This window comes from Enterobacter sp. B79-1 (genome assembly GCF_057444735.1).
In genome coordinates, this window is the sequence record NZ_JBYAZJ010000004.1 from 1 (window position 1) to 12,226 (window position 12,226).

The window sequence follows — 12,226 nt, forward strand, 5'->3', positions numbered from 1 at the left end:
TGGTACAGCACGAAAGTGGGGGTGATCGACCTGAAGAAAAAGTCGATCACCATGGGTAAAGGATGTTAAAAAGTGTTCACCATGTCCCCGAACACCTGTCTACCATGTCCCCGGACTGTACACCCACGGGGAGAGGGCTGGGGTGAGGGCTTCAGACCGCACTGCACAGCTAGTAAAGCGTCTTCTGCGGCGGCCCGGCAAACTTCAGCGCGCCAATCTGCCCCATCCGAACTTCCACTACCGACGGCCCCGGCATCGCCAGCGCCTCCGTCATCACCGCATAAAAATCCTCTGCCCGCTCAACGCTCCACGCCTGAAGGCCAATCGCCTGCGCCAGCAGGGTAAAGTCCGGCGTATGCAGTTCGTTATAGTACTGACGCCCGCCGAAATACTTGTCCTGAATACCGCGCATCACGCCGTAACCGCCGTCGTTCATGATCAGCAGCGTCACGTTGGCTTTCTCCTGCGCCAGCGTCGCCAGCTCGCCCAAGTTCAGGCTCAGGCCGCCGTCGCCCACCAGCCCCACCACCTTGCGCTGCGGGTTAGCAATCGCGGTGCCGATCGCCATCGGCAGCCCCATGCCAATCGCCCCGGCCAAAGAGTGAATGTTCATCAGAGGTCCGTTGGCGCGAAACAGACGGCTGCCCCACAGGCTGCCAGACACGGTGATATCACGCACAAGCAGGCCATCTTTCGGCAGCGCTTTCTCGATGGCGTCGTTGAGCTTCGCGTAGGCGCCGCACTGCTCGCGCAGCCCCTGTTCGGCTTGCTCAACCGCCTGCTGCACCTGCGTATCCCACTGTGCGTTGCCCCACTCGCGGCCCTGAATTTTGTCTGCAAGCGCGCCAAGCAACGCGGAACAGTCGGCTACCAGCGTGTTGTCCATCAGATAGTTACGGCTTGCCGCCACCGGGTCGATATCAATCTGCACGCGCGGATGCGGCAGCTCAAGCGTCCAGGAACGGGTTTCGTTGCTGCGCAGGCGTGAACCGGCGACCAGCGTAAAATCGCACTGCGCGATAAGCGCCTCCACCGACGGCGAGTTGTGAAACGCCCGCAGGCTGGCGCGATGGCCGTCCGGCAGCACGCCGCGCGCGTGGGTGCTGGAAATCACGGTGATGCCCGCATCCGCCAGCTTTTTCACCGCCTCAGCGCTTCCCAGCGCCCCGCCGCCCAGCCACAACAGCGGCTGTTTTGCCAGCTTAAGCTGCGTCCACAGCGCATCAACCGTCATGGGATCGACGGCTTGAACCGAAGCCGGTTTCACCGGTTTCGTCACCAGCGACAGCGGAATTTTTGCACCCTGAATATCAATCGGGATTTCCACAGAGACCGGCCCGCACGGCGGCGTCTGTGCCTCCTGAATGGCTTTATGCAGAATGGCCATCGCCTGGTTAGCGTTGCTGATGCGGTACGCCCGCTTTGAGCTGGCCTTCAGGAAGGTCAACTGGTCGCGGGTTTCGTGGATAAACCCGGTGTCGGCATCCAGCCAGGCTTTCTCTACCTGCCCGGTTAAATGCAGCAGCGGCGTGCAGGCGTTCATGGCTTCCACCAGCGCACCTACGGCGTTACCCGCGCCTGCGCCGGTGCTGGTCAGCGCCACGCCGAGGCCGGAAAAGCGCCCGTGGGCATCGGCCATAGTGACGGAGCCCGCCTCGCCGCGCGCGGGCACGAAGCGGATGTTGCCCCGCTGCCCCACCGCGTCAGCAATCGGCAGGTTGTGAATGGAGATGACGCCGTAAATGGCATCAACCTGATACTGCTCCAGCGTTCTGGCGATGGCGTCGCCGACGGTTATCATTTCGCTCATTGCACACCCTTTCTCAGTCGCACCAGTGGTTGACGCCGTTACCCGTCGCCAGATAAATGCTCTTTTGCTGCATCCAGGCTTTTAGCCCCTGAATACCCTTTTCGCGGCCCAGACCGCTCTCTTTAAAGCCCCCGAATGGGGTCGAAATGGCAAAAACCTTGTAGGTGTTGATCCACACGGTTCCCGCTTCCAGCTGGTCGCTTAACCGCAGGGCACGCCCGGTATCGCGCGTCCAGATCCCCGCTGCCAGGCCATAAACCGAGTCGTTCGCTTCGCGAATAAGCGCCGTTTCATCGCGAAACGGCATCGCCACCAGCACCGGGCCGAAGATCTCCTCCTGACACGCGCGGGCGCTGTTGCTCAGCCCCTCGATAATCGTGGGCTGGAAAAAGCTGCCGTTACAAAGATTGGGATCGGCAGGGATCTCCCCGCCGCACAGCACGCGGCCCCCCTCGCGCTTCGCCAGCTCAACGTACGCCTGCACGCTCTGACGATGCCCGTCGTTGATCAGCGGCCCCACGTGGACGCCGTCGGTAAACGGGTGCCCGACGCGCAGCCCGCGAGTTAACTCCAGCAGCCGCGCCATCAGCGGCGCGTAAATGCTCTCGTGAATGAACAGCCGCGATCCGGCAATGCACGCCTGCCCCGCCGAGCTGAAAATGCCGTAGCAGATCCCGCGCGCGGCCTGCTCGAGGTCTGCATCTTCCAGCACGATGGTCGGGGATTTTCCACCCAGCTCCAGCGAGGCCGGGATCAGCTTTTCCGCCGCCACGTGCGCCAGATGACGGCCCGTGGTGGTGCCGCCGGTAAAGGAAATTTTCCGCACGCGAGGGTGGCGCGCCAGCGCATCGCCAATCACCGAGCCTTTGCCCGGCAGCACGCTCAGCAGCCCGGCGGGCAGCCCGGCCTGTTCGAAAATCCGCGCCAGCTCCAGCGCCATCAGCGGCGTCGCTTCGGCGGGCTTGAGGATCACCGCGTTACCGGCAGCAATGGCCGGCGCGACCTTCTGCATCTCGCTGGCAATCGGCGAGTTCCACGGCGTGATGGCGGCTACCACGCCGAGCGGCTCGTAGCGGCTCAGCGTCAGCAAATCCAACTGGCGCGGCGTTGGAAGCTCACCCTCCAGCAGCTCGCAGGCGGCGGCAAAGTAGCGTGCCGTTCCCGCCGCGCTCATCACCAACCCGCGCGCTTCCGCCAGCGGCTTGCCGTTATCGCGGCTCTGCATCTGCGCCAGTTCATCCACGCGGGACTCAATCAGATCGGCAACCTTATGCAGGATCTTCGCCCGGACGTGCGGCAGGCAGCCGCGCCACGCCGGATCGCGCCAGGCGCGCTCTCCGGCCTCAATCGCCTCCTGCAGATCGTCGAGACTTGCCGCGTTCAGCGTAGCGTTAATTGACCCGTCAGCCGGGAAGTGACTCTGCATCGGCCTGCCGCTGCCGTGTCGCCACTGGCCGCCGATAAAAATCTTCAGATCGTCCATCGTCACTCCTCAGCTCAGGGCCAGTTCACGGCAGGCGCGCACCGCGCTCAGTGCCGCCAGGGTGGAGGTTTTAGGATTAGAAGCCAGCGGCAGCCCGCTCAGCTCAAGATGGAACTCGCCGAACAATCCTTCCACGTGCAGCGTGTGGGTATTGCGTTTCGTTAACGGGTCGACCATCAGCTGCACGCGGGTCTCATCCATTCCCATACCGCCAAGCGCCACGGTTGCCGCCACGTTAGCGTTGGCCGGAAACAAACGCGCCGCCTCGCGGGCGCTGCCCTCGAAGAAGACCTTTGCTTCAGAAACAGAACTGAGATCGACAAGCTGCTCAGCGTAGCTGCCGCGCCAGCTGGCCGGGCTTTTGCGCGACCGGTAGGTCACGCGCTCAAGCCCACCCTCTTTCGCCGCCGCCAGCCCGTCGATACCGGCAACCGCACCGGAGAGCAGAGTCAGTTTGCCTCCCGCCGCAAGCAGCCGCTGCTCCAGCGCGTTGTCCGCCAGCGCACCGGTGGAGATCACCGCCAGATGCCAGCCGCGTCTTAAAATCGCTTCGCCATACTGCGCCACCGCCTGCTGGCTGGCGCACTCCAGCACCAGATCGGGCGTATGCGCGCACTCCATCGGGGAGGCCAGCGCCACCACATCCTCGCCAAGCTGCGCGCGGATCGCCGCGTGGTGAGACTCGCGCGCCACGATCCAGCCGATAGCGACGCCCTTAGGCAGGCGTTCAATCACCGCCTGCGCCATGGCACCGAATCCAATTAACATTACCTTTTTCATGATGCGTCCTTACAGGTGGCGGCAGAAGCCGCCGGAAACGTCCAGCGCGGCGCCGGTGGTAAACGAGGCCAGCGGCGAAGCGAGAAACAGCAGCGCCTGCGCGGGCTCCTGCGGCTTGCCGAGGCGCGCCATCGGAATGCCGCGCTTGCGCGCGATATCCGCCGTCCACTCCAGCCAGCTCTGGCTTTTGTCCGCCCGGTTCTCAAAGCGACGCTGCCACTGCCCGGACTCCACCATGCCGAGCAGAATGGAATTGACACGGATGCCTTTGCCCACCAGCTCTTTTGAGAGCGTGAGCGTCATATTCAGCAGCGCGGCGCGGGCGGCGGAGGTGGCGATCATGTGCTCCTCCGGCTGCAGCGCCAGCAGGGAGTTCACGCAGGTGATAGAGGCGATGTCGGACTGCTCCAGCAGCGGTTGAAACGCCTGCACCGGGTTGATCACCCCGAACAGCTTCAGCTCGGCCTCGTGCAGCCACGCCTCACGCGGGGTGTCGTGGAAGTGCGCCACGTAGCCCTGCCCGGCGTTGTTGATCAGCATGTCCGCCCCGCCAAAGCGAGCCTGCACCGCGTCCGCGAAGGCCTGAATCTCGTCGGCGTTCAGCACGTCGCAGCGATAAGAGAAAATCTCCCCGTTGGGGTATTCGTTTTGCAGCGCCGCGTGGGCGCTGGCGAGCCGGTCCGGATCGCGGCCGCAGAAGGCTACCCTTGCCCCCTCGCCCAGCAGCAGGCGCAGCGTTTCAAAGCCAATGCCGGACGAACCGCCGGTAACGACCGCCACGCGGCCGTCAATGTGTGCATTCATCGCGCACCTCTTCGTTAATGCGTAAAAGCTGTTGGTTAAAAAACGCGTCGTTGTCGAGATAGCTGGCGTGTCCGGCCTGCGGGATCGCGATAAACGGCATGCCGTAGCGCAGCGCCAGCCCCTGCACCAGCTCCGGCTGGGTGATGGCATCCTGCTCGCCGCACCAGACTTCAAAATTGCCCGGGAAGCGCTTAAGCCAGCCGTGAATGTCGTCGTGCACTAGCATCCACGCGGCCGCGAGGTAGCCTTCCGGGCGCAGCGTGCGCATGCCCGCCGCCACGGTGGCAACATCTTCCTCTCGCGAGCCGGGGCGCAGCAATTTCGCGGCGCGGGTCTGGGCGAGGATCTCACCGCCCAATGCCATCTGCTGTTCGCGGCTGCGCCAGACCTGCTCGCGCTGCGCCGGTGCGGCATTGCCGTAGCCCTGCGCGGCGTCCGCCAGCACCAGATGGATGACGCGATCCGGGAACTTCGCCGCAAAGGCGCTGGCGACCAGTGCGCCGAGCGAATGGCCGACCAGCACCGCCTGCCAGACGCCCGCGCGGTCAAGCATCGCCGCCAGCGCGTCGGCGTAATCCCCCGCGTTTGCCCGCTCAACCGCCAGCATCGGGCTTTCGCCATAGCCGGGCATGTCCCACGCCAGCACGCGAAAGCCGTCCAGCGACATCTGCTTGTGCCAGGAGGTCGCGCCGGAGCTGATACCGTGCAGCAGCATCAGCGGGATGCCGCTTCCCTGTTCACGAAAACCCGTCATCATGCCCCCTTAGTTCCGCTTCACTTTGGAAAGCGGATGATCGGCGGGGTAGGTCGGGATTTCCGGCTTGTTGGTCCCCAGCATGACGCACATCAGCGCCTCTTCTTCGCCGTGGTTAAACAGCCCGCGATAGATGCCCGGCGGAACGGAGATCAGGTCACGCTCGCGCAGCACGGTTTCGGTGTAGTTGTCGCCGTCCTGGATCATCAGCGTGATTTGCCCTTTAAGCATGAAGAACACCTCTTCCACGTCGTCGTGCAGGTGCAGCGGCCCTTCGCACTTCGACGGCAGCACCATGGTGGAGAAGGTAAAATGGTCCGCCTGCACGGTGTTGGTGTCGTTCGCGACGCCCGTTGCGCCGGTGCCGATGTAGCGCATCTGCGCCCGGCGGTATTTCGGGTCAAAATCGGCCTGGAACTTCAGCGCGTTCCAGTCGTATTTACGCCCTTCGAAGCGCGCGATGCGCGACTCGACCCACTCTTCCATCGTCAGATGGCCAGGTTTGATGCCCGTTTTGTTGGTTACGGTTGAATCAGTCATGACACTCTCCTCAGTAACGTCTCAGCAGCGGCAGTAACAGGACGCAGCCCACCGCCGCCATCACCGCCAGAAAAATCAGCCCGGAATCCATGCTGTGGGTGAAGGCGATAAGCGCGCCCATCACCGCCGGCGACAGCGCGCCCGCAAAGTTTCCCAGCCCGTTGAAAATGCCGCCCGCCGTGGCGCTCACCCGCGGATGGGTGGCCTTCGCCAGCAGGGCGAAAATATTGGGTGCGCCGGTGCCCCACATAAAGGTGCTGAAGCTCATCGCCGCGATGATGGCCAGCGGGGTGTCGAGGTGCATCACCGCCGCCAGTCCTGCCGCCGCCCCCGCCATCGAGATAAAGCAGGCCGCCGCGCGCTTATCGACCCGGTCCGACAGCCACGCCCCAATGACCTCGCCCGCCAGCATGGCGATGAACGGCATCGACGACAGCCAGCCCGCGTGCTCCAGGTGAATGCCTTTGCCCTTAATCAGGTAGCCCGGCAGCCAGCCGTTGATGCCCCACAGGTAGGTCAGGAAAGCGATGTTAAAGATGCAGATGATCCAGAAGTGCGGGCTGACAAACAGCTCGCGGCGCGCGGCGCGGCGCTCGTCCTGAGACGCCTGCGAAGTACCGGGCTTCGTATCCAGACGGATCCCGCGCAGGCCGATGCGCACAAAGATCAGCACCGGCACGGTGAGCATCGCCATCACGAAAAAGGTGCTCTGCCAGCCGAAGGTGTTCAGCAGCCAGAGGGAAAGCGGGAAGCCAATCGCCGCGCCCACCGGCGTGCCCAGCAGCCAGAGCATGGTGGCGCGCGCCTGCAGATGCTGCGGGAAGTTGTGGCGCACGATGGCGAAGGCCAGCGGGAACAGCGGCCCTTCCGCCACGCCCAGCAAAATGCGCAGGACGATCATCAGCGTGTAGTTATGGGTGAAGCCCATCGCCACCATCAGCACGCACCACACCGCCATCATCCCGGTGAGCAGGCGCAGCGGCGCAATTTTGTCGCCCAGCCCGCTTAAAAACACCGACGAAAAGCCGTAGCTGAGCAGAAAGGCGCTCATCAAAATGCCGAGGCGCGTGGTGTCGAAATCAATGCCCATCGCCTGCTGGAAATGGGTATCAGAAAAGAGCGCCGCGATGCTGATTTTGTCGAAGAACGCCAGCAGCACGCAGGCCAGCAGCGACAGCGGGATGGCCCAGCGCACCGCTTTTTCAGGCGTACGGGTTCCCTCACCGCTCGCCTCAACGGGCGCGGTGTTGGTCTCTAATGTGGTCATGTCTCCCCCTACGGGTGCGGGTTAGCTATCGCAGTGACATCAGTGAAAAGGTCGGGTCGCCGAGCGGTACATCTGATAAATCCCGCCCCGCTGCCATCCAGCGCTTCGCGAGCTTGACGGTGCGCGCGTCGTTGAACGCCACCAGCTGCGTCAGCCGCCCGCTCTCGTCCAGCGAGAAGTACAGCGCCTCTTCACGCACGACCGTTCTGCTGCCCAGCTGCGGAATGCCGAGGATCTGAATGTTGTGCTGGTATTGATCCGACCACAGCCACGGCGCGTCGTCGTAGCCCGGCGCATCGGGGTTGAGCATCGCTTTCGCCGTCGCCACCGCCTGGTTCTGGGCGAAGGCCCAGGACTGAATGCACAGGCCGTAGTGATGATGTTGCGCCACATCACCGGCGGCAAAGATGAACGGATCCGACGTTCGCCCCTGGACATCCACGACGATCCCGCGTTCAGTCTTCAGCCCCGCGTCGCGGGCCAGCTCCAGATTGAGATCGACGCCGATCCCCACCACCACCGCATCAAAGGTTTCACGCTGGCCGTCGCAGTGGATAACCGGCAGGCCGTTATCGTCCTCCAGCTCCAGCGCGCCGCAGCCGGTTCGGATATCCACGCCCTGCTCGCGGTGAAGGGCCTCTAAGCGCTGCGATACCTCGCCGCTCACCGAGCGCATGCAGAGCGCGGGCTGCTGCTCGAACAGGGTGACCGCCACGCCGCTTTTGCGTGCGGACGCGGCAATTTCCAGGCCGATCCAGCCGCCGCCGACAATCGCCAGGGTTTGGCTTTCCGCCAGCCGACCTTTCAGGCGCTGCGCGTCCTGCCAGTGGCGCAGGGTATAGACCTGCGGATGCGCCGCCCACGCCTCACCCGGCACGCGCGCCCGCCCTCCAGTAGCAATTAAAAGGATGTTGTAACTAAGAAGATCGCCGTTGCTTAAACGCACCGTTTTCGCCTCGCGGTCGATCTGCTCTGCACGCAGCGGCCGGTGCCAGGTCAGGTTCAGCGCCCGCTGCGCTTCGTCGGAAAACAGGCGCGGAAGTGCCGCGTCCGGCTCCAGCAGAGAGGCTTTCGACAGCGGCGGACGCTCGTAGAAATCCCACTCTTCTTCCGCCACCACGCAAATCTCGCCGTCGAAGCCCTCGTCGCGCAGGGTTTTCGCCGCCCAGCCACCCGCCTGGCCGCCGCCGATAATGACAATCCGCGACGTCATACTGCCTCCGGTTTTTTCTGCTGGCGGCGCGTGTCGTGGTCGATCCCACCTTCCACCGCCCATTCGGTAAAGGAGACCAGCGAGTGCTCCAGCTCGCGCGGCTGCCAGTTTTCGGTCAGATAATCGTCGTTGGTGTAATACTCAAACGCGCCGCCGGTCGGGCTGTTGACGTACCAGAAGTACGCCGACGAAACCGGATGGCGGCCCGGCCCGATAAAGGTGCTCCAGTCATTTTTATTCATCGCGATACCGCCGCCGATCACCTCGTGGATGTCGCGCACGGTGAAGGCCACGTGGTTCAGCCCGCGCCTGCGGTTCGGCAGCTGCAGCAGGAACAGGTTGTGATGACCGCCGCGCGCGCCGCAGCGCAGGAACACGGCGCGGTTGATGTAGCGGTCAGAGACCTGGAAGCCGAGCACCTCACGGTAGAATTTTTCCACCGCCGCCAACTCCTCCACGAAGAACACCACGTGCCCCACGTTGATGGGCTGGGCGCGATCGTAAACCGGGCTGGGCGTGTCGATACGGCGAACGTCGCCCCACTGGTTGATCGGCTCAACGTTCAGCTCCACGTCGGTCTGCTGGCTGACCTGCACGCGCAGCGTCATGCCGTTCGGGTCGAGGCACTCCAGCGCGTCACCCACTTCGCGAAAGCCGGGCTGCTGCGCAAGCTTTGGGCGCAGCGCCTCTAGATCCTGCCGGGTAGCAACCGCCCAGGTCATGCGGCGCAGGGTGTTGCCCGCTTCAAACGCCGGCGGCAGGTCGGGGCTGTCAATCGGGTTAAGCTCCACGCGCGCGCCGCTCAGGGTGGTAAATCGCTGGCCGCTGGCATCGCCCGTCAGGCCAAAATCACGCATAAATTTGGCGCAGTGCGTCAGGTCTTCCACGCCAAATTCCAGCTTTTCAATTCCGGTTACACTCATCGTTCGTTGCCTCATCTGGCCCAAATTGGGCGTAAAACATGCCCGACGCGGTCAAGCGCCTGACGTTAACTCAATGATTTAACTGGCCTGTGACAGATACCCTAAGAAGCCAGAAATTTTATCCGCCGCGAGGCGAACCTCGTTTTGCAGGCGCTCGCGGTCGGTCTGCGGGATCTCCTCCGACGGCACCAGAATGCTGACCACCGCCGCCACGCGGCCGCTTCGGTCATACACCGGGTAGACGATGGAGGAGATGCCGTGGCGGAAGAAGGATTCGCCGATCACGTACCCGCGGGCTTTGTCCTGCTGCACCATCTGCCACAGGGCTTCGCGGTCGTGAAGCTGCCCCGGCGTGTTGCCCGGCAGGCGCTCGTGCGGGAACAGTTGTTCAAACTCGGCGCGGGAAATATCGGTCAGCAGCATGCGGCCGAGCGAGGTGCAGTGCACCGGCAGGCGGGTGCCAATGCTGACCTGATTGATGCGCGACCCGGCGGCGCTGACGCGGGCGATGTAGATAATGTCGCGCCCGTCGCGGATCGCCAGATGGCTGCTGCACTGGCTCACGTCGCGCAACTGCTCGATGACCGGCTGGCCAACCTGCGCCACGTCCAGCGAGGCGATGTACTCAAAGCCCAGGCGCAGCACGTTCATGCCCAGCGAGAAGGTATTGGTGCGCGCGTTGCGCTCCAGAAAGCCCATGAACTCCAGCGTCTGTACCACGCGGTAGGCGGTGGCCTTCGGCATATCCACCAGCCGGTGCAGCTCGGCAAAGGTCAGTTCGCGATGCTGCTCGCCAAAGGCCAACAGCAGCTGTAAACCGCGCTCCAGCCCCGGCACCAGATACTTCACTTCCCGATCGTTTGCCATCATCGCCCTACCTCAATTAAAGACAAAACCGCCGTTGACCGGGATCAGCTGTCCGGTGATGAACCGCGACAGATCGCTTAACAACCAGACCACGCTGCCGGTGACATCCTCCGGCTGCTGCGCCCCCGTTAATGCGCGACCGTTTTCGTAAAGCTGATGCCGCTCGGCCGGCACATATTCGGTTGCCTCGACGCGGGTTAATCCCGGGGCGATGGCATTGATTCGAATGCGTTTTTCACCCAACTCGCGCGCCATTGAACGCGTCATGGCAATCACCGCGCCCTTGCTGGCGACGTAGGCCATCAGGCGCGGCGCGCCCCACAGCGCGGTGTCGGACGCTACGTTCACAACGCCCGCCCCTTCGCGAAGCAGCGGCACGGCGGCGCGCGTCACCAGCCAGGTGCCTTTGACGTTCACGCTCATCACGCGGTCCCACAGGTCTGGATCGTAATCGAGCATGTTTTTGCCGCCCACGCCCGTCGCCATGGCCGCGTTGTTCACCAGGCCGTCAATCTGCCCCTGCTCGCCAATGGCGCTAAAGACCTGCTCGATGGAATGCGGATCGGCCAGATCGATAACGTGCGATTCGATCGCATAGCCCTGCTCGCCCAGCCCGTGCGCACGTTCAGCCAGCTCGCCTTCGAGGATGTCGCACATCACCACCGCGGCGCCCTGCTCCGCGCAGGCTTTGGCAAAGTGATAGCCCAGCCCGCGCGCGGCGCCGGTCACCACGATGCGCTTGCCGCTCAGCAGCCGGTTCATCAGGCGGCTCCCTGCTGTTCTTCACGTGCGGCCAGCTGCTCTTTCGCGGCCTTTTGCATCATGCGGCGCAGGCGGGAGAGGCCGACGTCGTGCTGATAGAGGTATTCATGGTCGCGGGCGTTCGGGGCCAGGCTTTCCAGCACCACGCGGTCCTGCTCCAGTACTTCCCAGTGCAGTTTTTCCAGACGGTTGCGGTACATGAAGCGCCACATGTCGCGCTGCCAGCCCTGCACGCGGCGGATGCGCCAGAAGAAGACGCGGCAGTTGTCGTTATCTTCCGGCACCACCATGCCGACGATAAAGAAGTGGCCGCCCGGTCCGAAGCGCTTCTTGTAAGGAATAGAGAGGCGCATCCAGCAGGTGCCGCTGTTGCCCAGCTCAACCCAGTCGAAGTTGACGCCGCTCTGCCCTTTTTTCTCGAAAATAAAGCCGGTTTTGGTCGGCTGGAGCACCATGTCGGCCTTGCGATCCCCTTCCGCCATTGAGTGCGAGGACGAATGCAGATAGGTGCCGTGCATCGGGTCCATCACGTTTTCCAGCGCGTACTGGTAGTTGCACTTCCACGCGGCGGTGCAGAGGAAGTTGCTGAAGTTCTCCGTATCGGCAAGTTCATCCGGGAAGGTCAGCGCGTCCGGCTGCTGGTCAGCGGTGACGCCAAACCACAGGAAGATGGCGCCGTGCGCCTCCTGCACGTTATAGCTGCGCACGCACTGCTGGCCGACCAGCGGGCATTTGTCCACGGCGGGCACATCCTTCACTTCGCCGTTGCCCGCCACTTCCACGCCGTGATACCAGCAGGCAATGCGGTCGCCGAGGTTCCAGCCCATCGACAGGCGCGCGCCGCGGTGCGGGCAGCGGTCTTCCAGTGCCTGCACCTGGCCGTCTTTATTACGCCAGACCACAATCTGCTCGCCCAGGCGGGTGATGCCCACAGGAGCAGACTGCACTTCCCAGCTTGCCAGTACCGGATACCAGAGGCCGCGCAGGCCTTTATCGAGATAGTTTTGTACGGTCGTCGTCATC

At 63.5% G+C, this 12,226-nt stretch carries 12 protein-coding genes; all 12 read right to left on the reverse strand.

Going from position 1 to position 12,226, the window contains the following annotated elements; all coding sequences use genetic code 11:
* Positions 1-169: 169 nt before the first annotated feature.
* Positions 170-1,810 carry a thiamine pyrophosphate-binding protein gene (locus AC2T6E_RS12880; RefSeq protein ID WP_486692075.1) on the reverse strand — a complete coding sequence of 547 codons (1,641 nt, stop codon included), beginning with the start codon at positions 1,808-1,810 and terminating at the stop codon, positions 170-172.
* Between the two features lie 13 nt (positions 1,811-1,823).
* The gene (locus AC2T6E_RS12885) at positions 1,824-3,293 is read right to left on the reverse strand and encodes an aldehyde dehydrogenase (RefSeq protein WP_486692077.1); all 1,470 of its coding nucleotides are present in this window, start codon (positions 3,291-3,293) and stop codon (positions 1,824-1,826) included.
* Between the two features lie 9 nt (positions 3,294-3,302).
* Positions 3,303-4,073, reverse strand: coding sequence for an aspartate dehydrogenase (locus AC2T6E_RS12890; RefSeq protein WP_214605847.1), 771 nt, complete (start codon positions 4,071-4,073; stop codon positions 3,303-3,305).
* A 9-nt stretch (positions 4,074-4,082) separates the two neighbouring features.
* Positions 4,083-4,877: an SDR family oxidoreductase gene (locus AC2T6E_RS12895; RefSeq protein WP_042719034.1), complete on the reverse strand. Its 795-nt coding sequence runs from the start codon at positions 4,875-4,877 to the stop codon at positions 4,083-4,085.
* On the reverse strand, positions 4,861-5,631 hold the full coding sequence (locus AC2T6E_RS12900) for an alpha/beta fold hydrolase (protein ID WP_486692312.1): 771 nt from the start codon (positions 5,629-5,631) through the stop codon (positions 4,861-4,863). Before AC2T6E_RS12900 ends, AC2T6E_RS12895 begins: the two co-directional genes overlap by 17 nt.
* A 9-nt stretch (positions 5,632-5,640) precedes the next feature.
* Positions 5,641-6,171 carry a cupin domain-containing protein gene (locus AC2T6E_RS12905; protein WP_486692080.1) on the reverse strand — a complete coding sequence of 177 codons (531 nt, stop codon included), beginning with the start codon at positions 6,169-6,171 and terminating at the stop codon, positions 5,641-5,643.
* Between the two features lie 10 nt (positions 6,172-6,181).
* A complete protein-coding gene (locus tag AC2T6E_RS12910; protein ID WP_431642880.1) occupies positions 6,182-7,438 on the reverse strand; it encodes an MFS transporter in 1,257 nt (418 codons plus the stop codon).
* Positions 7,439-7,463: 25 nt separating this feature from the next.
* A complete protein-coding gene (locus AC2T6E_RS12915) occupies positions 7,464-8,651 on the reverse strand; it encodes an NAD(P)/FAD-dependent oxidoreductase (RefSeq protein WP_486692082.1) in 1,188 nt (395 codons plus the stop codon).
* Positions 8,648-9,574, reverse strand: a complete 927-nt coding sequence (locus AC2T6E_RS12920) for a VOC family protein (protein WP_454539437.1) — start codon at positions 9,572-9,574, stop codon at positions 8,648-8,650. Before AC2T6E_RS12920 ends, AC2T6E_RS12915 begins: the two co-directional genes overlap by 4 nt.
* A 78-nt stretch (positions 9,575-9,652) precedes the next feature.
* Complete coding sequence (locus tag AC2T6E_RS12925; RefSeq protein WP_010435418.1) at positions 9,653-10,441, reverse strand: IclR family transcriptional regulator; 789 nt, start codon at positions 10,439-10,441, stop codon at positions 9,653-9,655.
* Positions 10,442-10,453: 12 nt separating this feature from the next.
* A complete protein-coding gene (locus tag AC2T6E_RS12930) occupies positions 10,454-11,203 on the reverse strand; it encodes an SDR family oxidoreductase (protein WP_486692085.1) in 750 nt (249 codons plus the stop codon).
* Entirely contained in the window at positions 11,203-12,225 is a 1,023-nt protein-coding gene (locus AC2T6E_RS12935) for an aromatic ring-hydroxylating oxygenase subunit alpha (protein ID WP_212474517.1), read from the reverse strand. Before AC2T6E_RS12935 ends, AC2T6E_RS12930 begins: the two co-directional genes overlap by 1 nt.
* Position 12,226 lies beyond the last annotated feature (1 nt).